Source organism: Sphingomonas sp. LY29, assembly GCF_035593985.1.
Lineage (GTDB): Bacteria > Pseudomonadota > Alphaproteobacteria > Sphingomonadales > Sphingomonadaceae > Sphingomicrobium.
Genome location: NZ_CP141587.1, coordinates 1610001 through 1628579, shown reverse-complemented (window position 1 = coordinate 1628579; position 18579 = coordinate 1610001). Strand labels below are relative to the sequence as shown.

Sequence of the window (18579 nt, the reverse complement as noted above, 5' to 3'; positions counted from 1 at the left end):
GTCAGGCGATGGCGGGAAGCCGGCCGATCATCTTTTCCAGCGTGATCGGATAGTCGCGAACGCGGATCCCGGTGGCGTTGTAGGCGGCGTTGGCAATTGCCGCGCCGACGCCGCACAGGCCGAGTTCGCCGACCCCCTTCGCCTTCATCGGCGAGGTCTTGTCGTCGACCCCGCCGAGGAAGATCACGTCCTGGTGCGGAATGTCGGCGTGAACCGGCACCTCATAGCCGGCAAGGTCGTGATTGACGAAGAAGCCGAAGCGCTTGTCGACTGCCAATTCCTCCATCAGCGCCGCGCCGACGCCCATGGTCATCGCGCCGATGACCTGGCTTCGCGCCGATTTGGGATTGAGGATTCGGCCCGCCGCGCACACCGCGAGCATCCGCCGCACGCGCGTCACGCCGGTATAGGCATCGACCCCGACTTCAACGAAATGGCCAGCGAATGTAGACTGCTGGAAGCGCTTTTCGAGATCGCCATATTCCATATGGTCTTCGGCAACGAGTTCGCCCGCGCTGGCGAGCGGCGCGCTTTTGCCCCGGGCGCTGACCATGCCATCGTCAAAGGTCGCGGTTTCTGGATCGATGCCGAGCTTGGCCGCGATCGCCGCGCGGAGCTTGACGCAGGCGGCGTAGACTCCGGCCGTCGAGCTGTTGCCGCCCCACTGCCCGCCCGAACCCGACGACACCGGGAAATCGGAATCGCCGAGTTTGACCCGGACGCGGTTGAGCGGAACGCCAAGCATCTCCGCCGCGGTCTGGGCGATGATCGTATAAGAGCCCGTTCCGATGTCGGTCATGTCGGTTTCGACCGTGACGATCCCGTCGACGCCGAGGCGGACACGCGCCGCCGACTTCATGTTCATATTGTTGCGGAAGCCTGCAGCGACCCCCATGCCGACCAGCCAGCGGCCATCGCGGCGCGTGCCCGGCCGCGCCGATCGCTTCGACCAGCCGAAGCGGTCGGCGCCGACACGAAGACATTCGATTAGACGGCGTTCGGAGAATTGGCGCTCGGGCTTTTCCGGGTCGACCGCGGTGTCGTTGACGATCCGGAATTCGACCGGATCCATTCCCAGCTTTTCCGCCATCTCGTCCATCGCGATTTCGAGCGCCATCAGCCCCGGCGCCTCGCCCGGTGCGCGCATGGCGTTGCCTTCGGGAAGATCGAGTTCGGCCAGCCGCATCGAGGTCAGACGGTTCGCGCCGGCGTAGAGCAGCTTGGTCTGGTTCACCGCCGTCTCAGGCTGACCACCGGGCAGGTCGCCCGACGCGCTTTCGTGCGCGATCGCGGTAATCTTGCCGCCACGCTCCGCGCCGATGCGGATCCGCTGGATCGTCGCCGGGCGGTGGGTCGTGTTGTTGAACATCATCGGCCGAGTCAGCGCGAGCTTGACCGGCCGCTTCGCCGCCTTGGCGCCCAGCGCGGCAAGGATCGCGTCGGCGCGAACGAACAATTTCCCGCCGAAGCCGCCGCCGACATAGGGCGAGTCGATTCGCACCTTGTCCTTGGCGATGCCGAGCGTCTTGGCGACGTCGCCGCGGCCCCAGGCGACCATCTGGTTCGAGGTCCAGATGGTGAGCTTGTCGCCGTCCCATGCCGCGATCGAGGCATGCGGCTCCATCATCGCATGGCTCTCGTCGGGCGTGGTATAGGTCGCGTCGAGCTTCACCGCCGCGGCTTCGTATCCGCGTTCGAAATCGCCGACGCGGTCGACCTTTTCTTTCGATCCGCCCTGCGCCGGATCGCCGCCAACCAGCGGGGCGGTCTTGTGGACGGCTTCGAGGTCGAAGCGACCGTCCTGCCGGCTATAGTCGATCCGCAGCATTCCCGCCGCGGCGCGCGCCTGCTCGAACGTTTCCGCGACGACGATCGCGATCGCCTGGTGGTAATGCTGGATCTGCGCGCCACCGAACAGCGAGGCGGTGTTGAAGTCGCCCTTGGTCAGCTTGGGCATGTCGAGCGTCGTCACGATGGCGAGAACGCCCGGCGCGGCCTTGGCATCGGTCGTGTCGATGCGGCGAACGCGGCCCTTGGCGATGCCGCTGCCGACGACATAGCCGTAAGCCTGGTTGGCCGCGACATTGTGCCGTTCGTATGCATAGGGCGCGAGGCCACTGGTCTTGAACGGACCGTCGATGCGGTCGACCGGCTGGCCGATGACGCGCTGACGATCGATGGGATTGGGGCCTGCTGGCTTGTCGAACTTCATGACCGCGCCTCCGCCATGACCGAGGCGATGGTTCGTTCGACCAACGGCACCTTGAACGCATTGTCACGCGTCGGCCGTGCCGCCGCCAGAAGCTGCGCAGTCACCGCGCGCGCGCCCTGCCGCATGGCGCCTTCGGCGGACTCGACGCGCCATGGGCGGGGCGCAATCCCGCCGACCGCGACGCGGCCCTCGCCATTGCGTCCAATCACCGCCGCGACCGAAACCAATGCGAAGGCGTAAGACGCACGGTCGCGAACCTTATGATAGATGTGCCGCCCGCCAATCGGCTTGGGCAGCGCGACCGCGGTAATCAATTCGCCCGGCCGGAGCGCGGTTTCGACATTGGGCGTCGTTCCCGGAAGCCGATGGAAATCGGACAGCGGGATCGCCCGCACCGCGCCGGACGGATCAACCGTCTCGACCCGCGCGTCGAGCACGCGCATCGCGACCGCCATGTCGCCAGGGTAGGTCGCGATGCAGGAATCGCTCGTCCCGACGATCCCGAGCTGGCGGCTGTATCCGGCCAGCGCGGCGCAACCCGAGCCTGGACGGCGCTTGTTGCACGGCTGGTTGGTGTCGTAAAAATAGGGGCAGCGCGTGCGCTGGAGGAGATTTCCGGCGGTCGTCGCCTTGTTGCGCAGCTGGCCCGAGGCGCCGGCGAGGATCGCGCGGCTGAGGACGGCATAGTCCTTTCGAACGCGCGGATGCGCAGCGAGATCAGTGTTGCTGACCAGCGCGCCGATGCGAAGCCCGCCGTCATCGGTCTTCTCGATCCGGTCGAGGCCGAGCGCGCCGACATCGACGAGGTGCGTTGGCGTTTCGATCTCCAGCTTCATCAGGTCGAGCAGGTTGGTGCCGCCGGCGATGAACTTGGCGCCGGGAGTCGCGGCGACCGCTGCGGCGGCCTCCGCCGGACTGGCCGCGCGGTGGTAAGTGAACGGCCTCATGCCCGGCCCCCTGCGACTTCGACCATCGCTTCGCTGATATTGGAATAGGCGCCGCAGCGGCAGATGTTTCCGCTCATCCGCTCGCGCATCTCGTCGGGCGTCGCGCCCGCTTTCTTGGTCAGATCCTCGGTGACGTGGCTTGGGATGCCCGCACTGATCTCGTTGAGCACGGCGACCGCCGAGCAGATCTGGCCCGGCGTGCAATAGCCGCACTGGTAACCGTCATGCTTGATGAAGGCGGCCTGCATTGGGTGGAGCCGACCCGGAGCGCCCAGGCCTTCGATGGTGGTGATCTTGTCGCCCTGGTGCATCACCGCGAGGCTGAGGCAGCTGTTGATCCGCTTGCCATCGACAAGCACGGTGCAGGCACCGCACTGACCATGATCGCAGCCCTTCTTGGTGCCGTTGAGCTTGAGATTCTCGCGCAGCGCGTCGAGCAGGGTGGTGCGGGTGTCGACGTTGAGCGTGCGGCTTTGACCGTTCACTTCCATCGTCACCGGGACGACGCTCGGCTCGGCCTGACGAAGTGGCGCTTGCGCATGGGCGGCGGGCATTCCCGACACGGTCGTGGCGGCGGCGGTGCCGACGAGGACTCCGCGCCTTGAGATTTCGAGGTCCTTGCTCATCTGGGAATTCTGCCTTCCGCCCGCGAATGCGGGGTCAACGCAGCAAAGCCGAGTCCGATGCACGCCGTGAAATTATCGCGTCAGACCCGACGAAGCGCCGCGGCCGGCCGAATCGCCATCAGCGGCAGCGAGCCGAGGATGCCGATGCCGAGCGTGAGCACCGCGCCCCCGGCAAGAGTCGCGAGGACCACCGGCCAATCGGGCGCCCAATTGAACTCGAAAATCTGGACGATGACATACCAGGCGGCCGCCGATCCGAGCGCAAGCGCCAGTGCGACGAGGATCGCGGCCAGCAGCGCATATTCGAGCGCCTGCGTGGCCAGCACTTGCCCGCGCGTCGCGCCAAGAGTCTTCAGGATGACGCTGTCGTAGGCGCGAGCCTGCCGCGAAGCCGCGATTGCGCCGACCAGCACGGCGATGCCGGCCAGGATCGTCACCGACGCCGACATCAGGATCGCGAGCGCCATCTGGTCGAGCAAGGTGCGCACCTTGCCGATCACTTCGCCGATCGAGATGATCGACGCCGAAGGAAAGGCGCCGACCAGCGCGCGCGACACGGCGCCCTCGTTCTTCTCGTCCATGTGGATGGTAGAGGTCAGGCTGTGCGGTGCCGAGGACAATGCGCTTGGAGAGAAGACGAGGACGTAGTTGAAGCCCATCGTGTCCCAATTGACCCGCCGGAGCGACGCGATCTTTGCCTCGATCTCGCGGCCGAGAACGCTGACCGTCATCGTGTCGCCGACGCCAATGTCGAGCACCTCGGCGGCTTCCTCGTCGAGGCTAACCAGCGGCGGACCGCGATAATCCTTCGGCCACCACTCGCCGGCGGTCAGGTCGCTGCCTTGCGGGACGGTGTCGCTGTAGGTCAGTCCGCGCTCGCCGCGAAGGAACCAGGCGCCGTCGGGAATCTCGGCAAGGTCGGCGACGCGCTTGCCGTCGTAAGCGACGATCGTCCCGCGCAGCGACGGGACGATGTTAAGCTCGGCCTCGGGCGCTTCGCGGCGGACGAGCTCGGCGAACTGCACACGGGCCTCTGATGGCACATCGAGCACGAACTGGTTGGGCGCGCGCTGCGGCACGGTGCGGCTGATCTCGGCCGACAGGCTGGTCTGGATCGCGGCGATGGTCACGAACAGCGTCAGCGCGAGGCCGAGCGCGATCACCAGCGCGACGGTCTGTGCGCCCGGGCGATAGAGGTTGGCGACAGCGAGTCGCGGGAGCGGTTGGCGAAGGCGCGGGACGCTGCGCGCCAAACGACGGATGAGCAGCCCGACGCCGAGCAGGAGCAGGAGCACGCCGACCACCGACCCGATCACCATTGCCGCGAAGAGCGGGTCGCGCGCCGTGGCGAGCGCCAGCGCCATGATCGCCGCCGCGCTGAGCCCGACGATCACCCATGTCCGGCGAGCGAAACGTGTCGGCCCGTCGACCAAGCCCCGGAAACCCGCCGCCGCCGGCTGCGACCGGGCGCGGTCGATCGGCGGGAAGGCGAACATCAGTGCGATCAGCAGACCGTAAAGACCCGCGACGATCAGCGGCTGCGGGAATAGGCCGAAGCCCGGCGCCACGGGAAGCAGATCGCCCGTCGCCAGAATGAGGAGATTGGCCAGCAATGCCCCGGCGACGAGGCCCGCCGCGACCGCCGCAAGCGTGACCGCGCCGACCTGCAGCAGGTAAATTCGCGCAATGTCGCGCGACGTGGCGCCGACAACCTTCAGCGTCGTGATGCTTTCGCGCTTGGTCGCCATGTAGGACGCGACGCCGTTGCCGACGCCGATGCCTGCGATCGCCAGCGCGGCGAGACCGATCAGCGAGAGAAACTGCCCCAGCCGCTCGAAGAAGCGCGACGTCCCGGGCGCGGCGCGGTCGCGGTCCTTGATCTCCCAGCCGGCCGACGGGAAGCGATCCTTGATGGCCTCCTCGATCGTCTCGGTCGACGCGCCGGCGGGCAGGCGAAGCCGATACTTGCTCTCGTAGAGCGCGCCGGGACGAAGCAGCCCCGACCGCTCGATCCCCTCAACCGAGACCAAGGCGACCGGGCCGAGCGTGAAGCCCTCGCCGACACGATCGGGCTCGTCGGTCAGGATATCGGCGATCCGATATTGGGCGTCGCCGTAGGTCAGCAAGCCACCGGGCCGGACTTCGAGCCGCTCGGCGAGGGAGCGGTCGATGACGACCTCATCGGCGGCCAGCGTTCGCCATTTTCCATTGGCGAGGCCGATCGTGCCGTATAGCGGATAGCGCGCGTCGACGCCCTTCAGCTCGGTCAGGACCGCGGGACCGCCGTTCATTGCGCGCGCCATCGCGCGGGTCCGGATCGTGTCGCTCACCGTGCCGAAGCTCGATAATTCTTGTCGTTCCTCGGCACTGGCGCGGCGCTGCGTCATCGCGACTTCAAGGTCGCCGCCAAGCAAGGATTGACCCTGCGTGGCGAGTTCGCTGGTCATCGCCGCGGTCATGCTGCCGATTGCGCCGAGCGTGGTCACGCCGAGCAACAGGCAGATGAACAGCAGGCGGAGACCGCGAAGCCCCCCGCTTAGGTCGCGGCGGGCGAGCCGCCAGCTCGCGGCCCAGCCGAGGCGGCTGTCGTCGGTCAAGCGGCGCGATCCGCGACGATCAGGCCATCGCGCATTTCCAGCACGCGGTCGCATCGCGCCGCGAGCCCGGGGTCATGGGTGATCATGACCAAGGTTGCGCCCGCGGCGCGCTGGCGATCGAACAAAAGGTCGACGATGACACCGCTGGTGGCGCCGTCGAGGTTGCCGGTTGGTTCGTCGGCGAAAAGGATTTCGGGACGTGGGGCGACCGCGCGGGCGATCGCGACCCGCTGCTGCTCGCCGCCCGACAATTGCACCGGATAATGGTCGGTCCGTTCGGCCAGGCCGACCGCGGCCAGTTCGCTCGCGGCGCGATCGAACGCGTCGGTCGCGCCCGACAGTTCGAGGGGAACGGCGACATTCTCCAACGCGGTCATCGTTGGCAGCAGGTGGAAGCTTTGGAAGATGATCCCGACCCGCCCCCGCCGCGCCCGCGCCAGCGCATCCTCGTCGAGCCCGCGATAGCGCGTGCCGGCGACCTCGACCTCACCGCCGGTGGCCTGCTCCAGCCCCGCGAGGATCGAGAGCAACGAGGTCTTGCCCGACCCCGAAGGCCCCAGGATCGCGACGCTGCTGCCGCGGCGGATTTCGACGTCGATCCCCTTGAGGATGTCGGTCGGATGGCCGGCGCTTCCCAGCGTCAGGGTGACATTTCGAGCGGCGATGACGATATCGGACCCAGAGTGATCATTCATGTCGAGGTTTTATGTCCTACCGGTCCAACTTCTTGCCATATGTGGCGGCGGCGCTGCTGATCCAACCACTCGCCGCCTGTTCGAGCGAACAAAGTTCGACCAACGCCGCCGTGGCGGCTGCAGCCGAACCGGTGAAGGATGCGGTGGCAGCCCAACCCGCGGCGGATTCGAAGCTTATCCTCGCTTTCGGCGACAGTCTGTACGCGGGCTACGGTGTGCCGGCCGCCGACAGTTTCCCGGCTGAGCTGCAGAAGGCGCTGACCGCTCGTGGACTGGCGGTGACGGTCGACAATGCCGGCGTGTCGGGCGACACGACCTCCGCCGGACTTCGCCGACTGGCGTTCGTGCTCGACGGAATGGCGCGCAAGCCCGACCTGGTGCTGGTCAATCTGGGCGGCAACGACATGCTGCGCGGGGTCGATCCGGCCGAGACCCGCGCCAACCTCACCGCGATCTGCGAGGAACTGAAGCGGCGCGGAATCCCGATCATGCTGACCGGCATGGTCGCCGCGCCCAACCTTGGCGACGAATATGCCGACGCGTTTAATCCGATCTATCCCGATCTCGCCAAGCGGTTCGACGCCGTCCTGTATCCCTTCTTCCTCGACGGGGTGATCGGCGTCCCCGGCCTGATGTTGCCGGACCGTGTGCACCCTTCGCCAGCCGGCATCGACCGGATCGTGGCGCGGGTCGCCCCGATCGTCGCGGACGAGCTTGGCGACAAGCCCGCCTGACGGCCTTGGGTTCGCCATGATTTGCCGCTAGGGCGCGCCCCATGCTGAATATCAACGGAATCACGGTGCGCCTTGGCGGGCGCATGATCCTCGACCGCGCAACCGCGGCGATCCGCCCGCGCAGCCGCGTCGGCCTGATCGGGCGCAACGGCGCGGGAAAGTCGACCCTGATGAAGGTGATGATCGGCCAGCTCGACCCTGACGAGGGCGCGATTGAGATGCCGCGCAGGACACGCATCGGCTATATCGCGCAGGAAGCGCCGAGCGGGACGACCACCCCGTTCGAAGCGGTGCTCGCCGCCGACGTCGAGCGGTCGGCGCTGATGGCCGAAGCCGAGAATTGCGTCGACATGGATCGCCTTGGCGACATCCACGAGCGGCTGCTGGCGATCGATGCCTATAGCGCCGACGCCCGGGCCGCCCGCATCCTGCTCGGCCTTGGCTTCGACGAGGAAATGCAGGGTCGCCCGCTCGACAGCTATTCGGGCGGTTGGAAGATGCGCGTCGCGCTGGCGGCACTGCTGTTCTCCGAGCCTGACGTGCTGATGCTCGACGAGCCTTCGAACCACCTCGACCTCGAAGCGACGCTGTGGCTCGAGAACTTCCTGAAGAATTATGCGGGCACGCTGGTGGTGATCAGCCACGAGCGCGACCTGCTCAACAATGTCGTCGACACGATCCTTCATCTCGAGCGCGGCCAGATCACGCTCTACAGCGGCGGCTACGACGATTTCGAGCGACAGCGTGCTGAGCGAGTCGCGCAGATCGCTGCCGCGCGCGCCTCGCAGGATGCGCAGCGCGCCCGGCTGCAGGATTACATCGCCCGCAACAGCGCCCGCGCGTCGACCGCCAAGCAGGCGCAGTCGCGCGCCAAAATGCTGGCCAAGATGCAACCGATCGCCGCGCTGGCCGACGATCCGAGCCTCAGCTTCGATTTTCCCAGTCCGACCGAGTTGAAGCCCCCACTGATCACGCTCGACATGGCCGCGGTCGGCTATGGCGGCGAACCGATCCTTCGCAAGCTCAACCTGCGCGTCGATCCCGACGACCGGATCGCGCTGCTTGGCCGCAACGGTAACGGCAAGACCACGCTCGCGCGGCTACTCGCGGCGCAGCTTCCGGCGCTCGAAGGTGCGGTCAACGCGACCGGCAAGATGCGGGTCGGCTATTTCACCCAATATCAGGTCGAAGAATTGCACGGCGAGGATACGCCGCTCCTGCACATGACCCGCGCGATGGACGGCAAGAGCCCCGCCGCGGTGCGCGCGCAGCTTGGCCGCTTCGGCTTTTCTGGCGACAAGGCGACCACGGTCGCTAGCAAGCTGTCGGGCGGCGAGCGCGCACGGCTGGCGCTGGCACTGATTACTCGCGACGCCCCGCACCTGCTCATCCTCGACGAGCCGACCAACCACTTGGACGTCGATGCGCGCGAAGCGTTGGTGCAGGCACTCAACGACTATGACGGAGCCGTGCTGCTGATCAGCCACGACCGCCACATGGTCGAACTGGTGGCCGATCGCCTGGTGCTGGTCGAAGACGGCAAGGCAATCGAATATCCCGGATCGATCGACGATTATATCGACCTGGTGCTCGGCAAGAACCAGCCGAAGGCCGAGGCGAAGCCCAAGGTCAAATGGGACAAGAAGGCCGCCGCCAAGGCGCGTGACGACGAACGCGCCTTGCGAAAGGCAGCGGCCGAAGCCGAAGCCGAAAGTGCGCGCATCGCCGCGCAATGTTCGGCGCTCGACAAGGCCATGTTGGATCCGACCGCGGCCGAGCCGGCGCTCGCCGACTTGCCGATGTCGGAGCTTGCCCGCCGGCGCGAACGGCTGGCGACCGAATTGGCCGCCGCCGAGGCGCGCTGGCTAGAGGTCAGCGAACAGCTGGAAAGCCAAGCCGCCTGACCCGCGACCGCCTCAATCGAGGCGGTTGGCAATCTCGTCGAGCACGGTCGCCAGCTTGGCGCGACGCGGTGCATCGGCCGGTCCGCGCTTCACCTCGTCGGCCAAGGCCTTGAGTTGCCGCGCATTGGCGTCGTTCCGTGCGCGTGCGCCAAGTTGCGCACTTGCTTGGGTGAGGGCCGCGTTGAGACGCTGGTCGAGCCCTGCATCGAGCGCGCCGCCGCGACGCAGCTGGTCGATGTAGGCACGCGCGACGACCGGTTCGGCCGGCCAGCGCACCGGATATTGCTGCTGCGGATTGAACAGTCCGCCCTGGTCCGCGAGCGCGGCAGCGGCGATCTCGTTCTGGCTGAGCATCGCGCTCGGCTGAAGCGCGAACACGTCGAGCCCGCGCGCAATCTCGGTCGCGTAGATGCGGCCGCGGTAGAAATAGGACGACCAGTAACCCGCCAGCGTCGGCGCCTTGGCATCGACCGGGCCGCGATCGAAGAAGGCGATTTCGCGGGGCGCGCGGCTGTCGGTGAAGTCGAAGATGGACAGGCCGCCCTGGTACCAGGATTGCACCATGATATCGCGACCCGGGACCGGGATGATCGAGCCGTTGTGCGCGACGCAATTTTCCTGCTCCGACTGCGGCGCAGGCAGCTTGTAGGTGCCGCGACGGGTCAGCTTGCCGCCTTCGATGTCATAGATGGCGTCGGCGCCCCAGTTCGACGGATCGAACGTGCGGCAACGCGGCCGCCCGCCACCGCCCCATTCGTCGGTGAACAGCACCTTGGTGCCGTCGTTGTTGAACGTCGCCGAGTGCCAGTAGGCGAAGCCCGGATCGCTGACGACGTCGATCCGCTTTGGCTTGCGCGGGTCGGCGATGTCGAAAATGATGCCGTTGCCTGAGCAGGCGCCGGCCGCGAGCTTCTTGGTCGGGAAAACGGTGATGTCGTGGCATTGGTCGGTGACGTTGGTGTCCTGCGTGCCGTCGCCGTGATCGCCGCCCTGCCAAAGGCCCGCGAGGCGTCCGGTTCGCGGATCGGCGAACACTGCCGGGCTGGCGATGATGCGCGACGCCGCCGGATTGGCGACGGGAATCTCGATAATGTCGATGCGGAACAGCGCTGTGTTCACGTCACCGGGTACGTTGCCGACACATCCCGCCAGTTCTTCGCCCTTGCGGACGCCCGCGGTGCCCGAATTGTAGACGAGGATCTTGCCGTCGCCTTCGGGGCCCTTGACCACCGAGTGCGTGTGCGACCCGCGACAGGTCTGCACCTGCCCGACCTGACGGGGGCGTGCGATGTCGCTGATGTCGAAAATACGAAGCCCGCGGAACCGCATCGGGCTGACGTCTTCGGTTACGCCCTGGAGCCCGCAATCGACCCGGCCGCGACCCTGCTCGACCGACATCAGCAGCAGGTTGCCGACCACCGACACGTCGCCCTGCCCGCCCGGGCAAACGACCGAGCCGACCTGGGTCGGTACGCCATTGGCATCGAGGCGATAGGTGTTGAAGCCATGGTAGTTGCCGACGAACAGGCGGTCTCCGGAGAAGGCCATGTCGGTCTGCGCGAAGTTGAGGAGCGGGCCGCGATCGCTGAACTGCGCGCCGTCGTCTTTCGGGTTGCCCGGACGCGGCGCATCGCCGGGCTTCGCGCCCGAGCGCGCCTTGACCGGCGGAAGGCCCGAGGGATTGGCGGGATCGAAGAAGCCGGCCGGACGCGGCAGCGACGCGATCTTGGTCAGGTTCGAAATCGCCTCGCCGGCATTGGTGTAGCCGGCCTTCAGGTCGACGCGCGGGTCGTTCGACAGGCCGGCGCGGAGCGTTTCCATCCGCTTGATTTCGGCCGACTGCTCGTTGCTGACGTCGGTGATGAATTGATAGAGCACGGGATCGTAGGCCGCTCCCGGCTGACGGAGCAGTTCGGACACCATGTCAACCGCGCCGCGGTGGTGCGCGATCATCAATGTCAGGAACTGGCGATCGAACTCGGTCCCCTTGGCGGCGGCGAGCGCGGCCATCTGCTGCGGCGTCGCCATGCCCTTCATGGTGTGACCCATGACCGAATGGCCCATCGCGGCATGCGAGGCCATCGACGCGGGCAACACGCCCGCACCGCGCTCGCGGAGCCAGTCGCGCATGAAGGTAACTTCGTCCTTCTGCGCGGCGTTGATCCGTCCTGCGACCGCCAGCACTTCGGGCCGGCTGGTGCGCGGCCGCGCAAGCGTCGCCATTTCCACCGCCTGATTATGGTGGATGATCATCATCTGCATGAAGGAGATGTCGGCGGCGGTGAAGCGCGTGTCGGCAATCCGCGCGGCATCGCCCGGGGTCAGCACTCGGCCAGCAGTGCCCGGTACGCCCGGTTGCACGATCGGCACCGTCTGCGCGGCGGCGGCGGCGAAAAGGACGGGCGCCGCGACGAGCGCGCTGCCGAGAAGTGCCTGCTTAAACATGAAAACCCCTGATTGCCTGAGTTGCCCGTCAGACTAGGGCGCCCGCCGTCTTAGGGAAGAGGGAAAATCGTCAGCGCAAGGCGAGGGTCGCGGCGACGCCGAAATGATCGGACGGATATTCGCCGGCGGTAGGCTGGTCGGCGAAGACCTGCGAGCGCTCGACCGCGAAGTGACCCCGCTCCGCGAAGATATGGTCGATGACCCGCTCCGGATGTTTTTTCGCGGGATTGAGCGTCGTCCGAGCGGCGCCAAGCGGGAGCGCGCTTTCGAACCGTGGCGAGGTCAGCGTCGCCAGCCCGCTGTCGGTTAGCGGCGCATTGAAATCGCCAAGCACGACCAGGGGCACTCCGTCGTTCGGAAGCCAGGCGAGCAGATCCGCGACCTGTCGCGCGCGGACCGGGCCTGCATCTTCCTGCCACGCCAGGTGCGTCACGACGACATCGATCGGTCGACCGTGCGCCACGACCCGAAGCCGCAAGGCGGTGCGATAATCGTCGAGTGGCTGCAGCCTCTTCGCGGTCTCGGCGAGCACCGGAACGCGGGAGAGGATGGCATTGCCGTAGCGTCGGGGCGCCCCCGCCGGATCGGTCGAGAAAAAGTGGGCCGAATAGTCGCCGAGCGCCTTGGCGATCGTGTCGGCTTGGTTGGGCAGGCTCTTCGCCGCGTCCTGCAATACCTCCTGAAGCGCGATCACGTCGGCATCGATCCCGCGCAACGCGGCGACGATCAGCGGCAGGCGTGCCTTCCAGTCGCCCATGTCATGCCAGATGTTGAAGGTCGCGACGGTAAGGCGACGCGGGCGCGGAGCCGGTGCAATGCCCACGCACGCGGTCAGGCTCATTCCGGCAGTCGCGATGATCATCGAGCGGCGATTGAGATTCACGGGCGAGGTTCCTTTCGCATCACAACCGGAAGAAGGCGACGGCAATCGAAATGGCTAGCGCAATCATGCTCGCCGCCAAAGCGATCGCTGCGCCACGCCCCCGCGAGCGCGAGAGCGCCAGCGTGATGCCGAGCTTGACCGTCATGTTCGCAAATACCGTCCCGCCCAGCGCGATGGCTGCAAGCGCGGGAGTAATCGCTCCCGGCCTCAATCCGCCAACGGTCACGATCGCCGCGTCGACGTCGAGGCTCCCCATGATCAGGATGAGGATGGCAATCCCTTCTTGCCCGAAGCGCCCTTCCGCCCAGCGCGCTGCGACCGCGGCGAGTGCCACGAAGACGACGAAGCCGAGCGCTGGCAGGAGGGCGATCGGGTTGCCCGGCGGAGACGGCGCGGCACTGGCCGACGACCGCCGATAAAGAAAGATCCCGGCGATCGCCGCGACCAGGAGCGGCGGTGCGATCAGTATGGCAAAGGGCAGCAGCACCGATGTCGCGAGGATGCCGACCAGGATCAATACGCGAAGGTACATAACCGCGCTGGCCAGCGCGATCCCGGCTTCCTCCGCGCCGCCGCGATCCTCCGACCCGAGCCGCTGCGCCAGCGATTGGGTGACCGCGGTCGAGCTGTAGGCTCCGCCGATCAGCGCCGTTGCGATTGTGCCGTGGCGGGCGCCGAACAAGCGGTTCGCGATGTAGCCCGCGAAAGAAAAGCCCGTGACGAGAACGACCACCAGCCACAGCTTCTGCGCATTCCAGGCGTCATATGGACCGAACTCGCCGGCCGGCAGGAAAGGAAGGACCGCGGCGGCGATGACCGCGTAACGGGCAAGTGCCTTCACGTCCTCGGCATCGAGCCGATCGATCAGCCCATGCGCCTCGTTGCGCAGCGCAAGCACGAGCATCACGAGCGACGCGCCAGCAATGGCAAGGCCGGGCTCGCCCAGGCCCGACACGAAGCCGAGGGCAAGCGTCGCCAACCCGGCAACCGCGGTTGTCGCGTCGGGCCGGCCGTCGACCTTCGTCCGTCGCGCGTAGCCGATGGCAAGCACCGCCCCCGTGGCGGCAAGCAGCATGGCGGCGGCGATCGGTTGCCCGATCCGCCCCATGAGGCCGGCCAGTCCCGCAATCAGGCCAAGAAGCGTGAACGTCCGCACGCCGGCCACGCGCGTTCCCGTGGCGACGCGACGCAAATTCCATCCGCGTTCGATCCCGATCAGGAGTCCGGCCGCGATGGCGGTGCCGACCGCGAGGAAATCGTTTGTGGCAGTCAAGGGTTGCGCCGCAGGATGAGAGTCAGGTGCCGCTCCTAGCCGGCGCGGCGCACATCCGATCGGCAAATTGCGCTACCTCGTACAGCACTCGCTCGGCGTGGGCCGGTCCCAGTCCATCGACGATTCCGTCGGCATGGTAATGCTCGACCTCGGCGAAACCGACAACGACCTTCAAATAGCGGTCGAAGCTTTGCTTCAGCGACACCCACACGCCCTGCCCTTCGAGCCATGGCAGCGAGGCACCCGACGTTGAAATGACCGCTAGTCGCTTGTCGGCAAACTGGCTGTTGCCGGGATCGTAGAATTCGCGCGTCCGCGATGCGGCGCCGAACACGCGATCGAGATAGCCTTTGACGATCGCCGGCGGTGCGCCGAACCAAAGCGGGTAGACGAATAAGATGACGTCGGCGGCAAGCGCGAGGTCGAGCTCGCGCCGTGCGTCTTCGGGGAGCTTCTCGCCGTCGGACGCGGTCCGCTCCTCCTCCTTCAACAAGGGATCGAACCCCAACGCGTAGAGATCGCGAAATTCGGTCCGCTGGTGCCGCGCGTGGACGACATCGATGTAGGCGGCAGCGATGGCCGCGTTGAAGCTGGTCGGCGAGGGATGGCCGAGCACGACCAGGTGCATCGGGCGCTTCTGATCTAAGTCGGTCATCCGGATCGGCTCCTTCAATGCGACAGAACGAGATGCACGGGGCAAGCCGTCAGGAGCGACCGCGTAACGCCGCCGAAAATATACTCGCCAATCCGCGTGTGTCCGTATCCGCCCATCACGAGGTAGGCGGCCTTCGCCTCCTGGGCCTTGGCGACCAGTGCGGCCGCGACGAAATCGGGCTCGACATCTTCGATCACGAGATTGGCGTGAATGTCGTGTCCCGAAAGATATTCGAGGACGCGGGTCGACGGGAATAGCGAGCGATCGTCCGCGCCGACGCGGATCACGTCGACACTGGACGCAAGCTTGAGGAGGCCGATGGTGCCGCGGACCGCATGGGCAGCCTCGGCGCGGCCATTCCACGCAATCACCGCTTTGCCGGTCGGATCGAAAGGCGCGGGCTCGTCGGCGACCACGATCATTGGTGATCGCGCCAGCAGCAGCAAGTCGCCGATCTCGGCTGGGGACGGCGGCCGATAGCCCGGATAGGTGTGACGACCTGTGATCAGGACGTCGGCGAGCGACGCGTGACCCAATAGCGTATGCACCACCGATCCGGTGACGGCGGCGTAATCCCAACTGACATCCTCTCGCGCCAGGCGCTCTTCGATGTCGGCTCGAAGCGACGCTTCCTGCTGAGTGAGCGCGTCGATCACCTGGTCCATGACGAAGACACCGCCAAAGCCGTCGAATGCGGTGTAGGCACCGATCGGAGTGACGTGGAGGCAAGACAGATGCCCGCCGGTCGCGCGGGCCAGCGACAGCGCCAGCTGCAATCGAAGGTCGAGCGTCGGGCCGCTGTCGACGTTCAACAGGATCGATCGCATCGTTCGTCTCCTGAAAGGCCGCGAACTGTGGAAGCGCACTGACGGCTCAGCGGCGTCATACCACGTCTAGGGGTTGCGGCGTAGGGTGCCGGCCATAGATCCTGTGAGAAGCGCAAGACACGAACACAAACAAAAACGGCGCCCCTTTCGGAGCGCCGTCTTGAATGTTGGTGTCTGGTTGCGGGGGTAGGATTTGAACCTACGACCTTCAGGTTATGAGCCTGACGAGCTACCGGGCTGCTCCACCCCGCGCCAAAACACAAAAGCCGCCGCTCGGACGTGCCGGCAGCGGCTTTTGAAACATGTGAATGGGTTTTTCCGTCTAGCGCCAGCTACAAAGCCTGGCGACGACCTACTCTTCCGCAGCTTAAGCTGAAGTACCATTGGCGCAGTCTGGTTTCACGGCCGAGTTCGGGATGGGATCGGGTGGGTCACAGACGCTATGGCCACCAAGCTATGAAGCTGGCGCTAAGCGGAAAATTCTAGAAATCGTGCGACCTTTATATTCTTTAGCGTCATCTAGCTGAGGTCAAACCTCACCGACAGTCCAGGACTGACGATGATGGTGGGACTCTCAAGCGCGAAAAGAGCAATTAGGACTGGTTAGCTCCATGCGTTACCGCACTTCCACACCCAGCCTATCAACGTGGTGGTCTTCCACGGCTCGATGAAATCTTATCTTGAGGGAGGCTTCCCGCTTAGATGCTTTCAGCGGTTATCCCGTCCATACATAGCTACCCTGCTGCGCTCTTGGCAGAACGACAGGTCCACCAGAGGTATGTTCAACCCGGTCCTCTCGTACTAGGGTCAACTCCTCTCAAATTTCGACGCCCACGGCAGATAGGGACCAAACTGTCTCGCGACGTTCTGAACCCAGCTCACGTACCACTTTAATTGGCGAACAGCCAAACCCTTGGGACCTGCTCCAGCCCCAGGATGTGATGAGCCGACATCGAGGTGCCAAACAACCCCGTCGATATGAGCTCTTGGGGGTTATCAGCCTGTTATCCCCGGCGTACCTTTTATCCGTTGAGCGATGGCCCTTCCACGAGGGACCACCGGATCACTATGACCGACTTTCGTCTCTGCTCGACTTGTCAGTCTCGCAGTCAGGCAGGCTTATGCCATTGCACTCTAACAGACGGTTTCCAACCGTCCTGAGCCTACCATCGCGCGCCTCCGTTACTCTTTAGGAGGCGACCGCCCCAGTCAAACTACCCGCCACAGAGGGTCCCTGCACCGGATAACGGTGCGAGGTTAGACAATAGAAAACAACAGGGTGGTATTTCACATTGTGGCTCCACCCAAGCTGGCGCCTGGGCTTCAAAGCCTCCCACCTATTCTACACAATTGTTTTCCACTGCCACTCTGAAGCTGCAGTAAAGGTGCACGGGGTCTTTCCGTCTAACCGCGGGTACTCCGCATCTTCACGGAGAATTCAATTTCGCTGAGCAGGTGTTGGAGACAGTGGGGAAGTCGTTACGCCATTCGTGCAGGTCGGAACTTACCCGACAAGGAATTTCGCTACCTTAGGACCGTTATAGTTACGGCCGCCGTTTACCTGGGCTTCAATTCAGTGCTTGCACACCTCCTCTTAACCTTCAGGCACCGGGCAGGCGTCAGACCCTATACGTCGTCTTGAAGCCGACTTAGCAGAGCCCTGTGTTTTTGTTAAACAGTCGCTACCCCCTGGCCTGTGCCCCCCATAAGTGCTTGCGCATATATGGGGCCTCCTTCTTCCGAAGGTACGGAGGCAATTTGCCGAGTTCCTTCAACACCCTTCTCTCAAGCGCCTTGGTATACTCTACCTGCCCACCTGTGTTGGTTTCGGGTACGGTCTATACGGTGGGGCTATTTCCTGGAACCTATTCGCTGCCCCCACCAATCCGATTAGGGGGAACAACTTTTTAGATCCGTCACACACCACCAGGTACTGGAATATTAACCAGTTTCCCATCGACTACCCCCTTCGGGCTCGTCTTAGGGGCCGACTCACCCTGCGCGGATTAGCCTTGCGCAGGAACCCTTGGGCTTTCGGCGAGAGGGCATCTCACCCTCTTTATCGCTACTCATGTCAGCATTCGCACTTCCGATACCTCCACGACCCATTACCAGATCGCTTCAACGGCTTACGGAACGCTCCGCTACCGCTCGATCGTAAACGATCGAACCCTAAGCTTCGGTGCATCACTTTAGCCCCGTTACATCTTCGCCGCAGGACCTCTTAATTAGACCAGTGAGCTGTTACGCTTTCTTTAAAGGATGGCTGCTTCTAAGCCAACCTCCTGGTTGTTTTGGAAGTCCCACATGCTTTCCCACTTAGTGATGACTTGGGGACCTTAGCTGTAGGTTAGGGCTGTTTCCCTTTTGACGACGGACCTTAGCACCCGCCGTCTGTCTCCCGGACTATACTCTCAGGTATTCGGAGTTTGGTTAGGTTTGGTAGATCTCGCGACCCCCTAGCCCATCCAGTGCTCTACCCCCTGAGGAAAACATCCGAGGCACTACCTCAATAGTTTTCGCGGAGAACCAGCTATTTCCCGGCTTGATTGGCCTTTCACCCCTAAACACAACTCATCCGGTAACTTTTCAACGTTAATCGGTTCGAGCCTCCAGTGCGTGTTACCGCACCTTCACTCTGGTCATGTATAGATCGCCGGGTTTCGGGTCTAATGCATCAAACTAAGTCGCCCTATTCAGACTCGCTTTCGCTGCGCCTACACCTAACGGCTTAAGCTTGCTTGATACATTAAGTCACTGACCCATTATGCAAGAGGTACG

Annotated in this window: 12 protein-coding genes, 1 tRNA gene and 2 rRNA genes (1 of these 15 cut by a window edge); 2 read left to right on the top strand and 13 right to left on the bottom strand. The window is 64.9% G+C overall.

Annotated features, from left to right (window positions below):
* Position 1: 1 nt before the first annotated feature.
* From paoC to SH584_RS08240, 5 genes are all read right to left on the bottom strand, one after another.
* Positions 2–2212, bottom strand: coding sequence for an aldehyde oxidoreductase molybdenum-binding subunit PaoC (gene paoC, locus SH584_RS08260; protein ID WP_324806213.1), 2211 nt, complete (start codon positions 2210–2212; stop codon positions 2–4).
* The gene (locus tag SH584_RS08255) at positions 2209–3159 is read right to left on the bottom strand and encodes an FAD binding domain-containing protein (RefSeq protein WP_324806211.1); all 951 of its coding nucleotides are present in this window, start codon (positions 3157–3159) and stop codon (positions 2209–2211) included. The genes paoC and SH584_RS08255 overlap by 4 nt, the downstream gene beginning before the upstream one ends.
* Positions 3156–3785 (bottom strand): aldehyde dehydrogenase iron-sulfur subunit PaoA, encoded by a 630-nt coding sequence (paoA, locus tag SH584_RS08250; RefSeq protein ID WP_324806210.1) that lies wholly within the window; start codon positions 3783–3785, stop codon positions 3156–3158. The genes SH584_RS08255 and paoA overlap by 4 nt, the downstream gene beginning before the upstream one ends.
* Positions 3786–3865: 80 nt before the next feature.
* Complete coding sequence (locus SH584_RS08245; protein ID WP_324806208.1) at positions 3866–6382, bottom strand: ABC transporter permease; 2517 nt, start codon at positions 6380–6382, stop codon at positions 3866–3868.
* Positions 6379–7077 carry an ABC transporter ATP-binding protein gene (locus SH584_RS08240; protein WP_322841680.1) on the bottom strand — a complete coding sequence of 233 codons (699 nt, stop codon included), beginning with the start codon at positions 7075–7077 and terminating at the stop codon, positions 6379–6381. Before SH584_RS08240 ends, SH584_RS08245 begins: the two co-directional genes overlap by 4 nt.
* Before the next feature lie 11 nt (positions 7078–7088).
* Here SH584_RS08240 and SH584_RS08235 point away from each other — a divergent pair, with 11 nt between their 5' ends.
* Both SH584_RS08235 and SH584_RS08230 read left to right on the top strand, forming a co-directional pair.
* Positions 7089–7811, top strand: a complete 723-nt coding sequence (locus SH584_RS08235; RefSeq protein WP_324806206.1) for an arylesterase — start codon at positions 7089–7091, stop codon at positions 7809–7811.
* Positions 7812–7852: 41 nt separating this feature from the next.
* Positions 7853–9715: an ABC-F family ATP-binding cassette domain-containing protein gene (locus tag SH584_RS08230; protein ID WP_324806204.1), complete on the top strand. Its 1863-nt coding sequence runs from the start codon at positions 7853–7855 to the stop codon at positions 9713–9715.
* A 12-nt stretch (positions 9716–9727) separates the two neighbouring features.
* Here the strand turns inward: SH584_RS08230 and SH584_RS08225 are convergent, their stop codons facing one another.
* From SH584_RS08225 to SH584_RS08190, 8 genes are all read right to left on the bottom strand, one after another.
* Positions 9728–12160, bottom strand: a complete 2433-nt coding sequence (locus SH584_RS08225) for a DUF305 domain-containing protein (RefSeq protein ID WP_324806203.1) — start codon at positions 12158–12160, stop codon at positions 9728–9730.
* A gap of 70 nt (positions 12161–12230) precedes the next feature.
* Positions 12231–13043 carry an endonuclease/exonuclease/phosphatase family protein gene (locus SH584_RS08220; RefSeq protein ID WP_324806200.1) on the bottom strand — a complete coding sequence of 271 codons (813 nt, stop codon included), beginning with the start codon at positions 13041–13043 and terminating at the stop codon, positions 12231–12233.
* 19 nt (positions 13044–13062) lie between these two features.
* Entirely contained in the window at positions 13063–14316 is a 1254-nt protein-coding gene (locus SH584_RS08215) for an MgtC/SapB family protein (protein ID WP_324806198.1), read from the bottom strand.
* A 22-nt stretch (positions 14317–14338) separates the two neighbouring features.
* Positions 14339–14971 carry an NAD(P)H-dependent oxidoreductase gene (locus SH584_RS08210; RefSeq protein WP_324806196.1) on the bottom strand — a complete coding sequence of 211 codons (633 nt, stop codon included), beginning with the start codon at positions 14969–14971 and terminating at the stop codon, positions 14339–14341.
* Between the two features lie 14 nt (positions 14972–14985).
* The gene (locus SH584_RS08205) at positions 14986–15798 is read right to left on the bottom strand and encodes a universal stress protein (RefSeq protein ID WP_324806194.1); all 813 of its coding nucleotides are present in this window, start codon (positions 15796–15798) and stop codon (positions 14986–14988) included.
* A gap of 175 nt (positions 15799–15973) precedes the next feature.
* Positions 15974–16050 (bottom strand) — tRNA-Met (locus tag SH584_RS08200).
* Between the two features lie 87 nt (positions 16051–16137).
* Positions 16138–16252: ribosomal RNA gene (gene rrf, locus SH584_RS08195) — 5S ribosomal RNA — on the bottom strand.
* A 119-nt stretch (positions 16253–16371) separates the two neighbouring features.
* Positions 16372–18579, bottom strand: a 23S ribosomal RNA gene (locus SH584_RS08190); it runs 589 nt beyond the window's last position.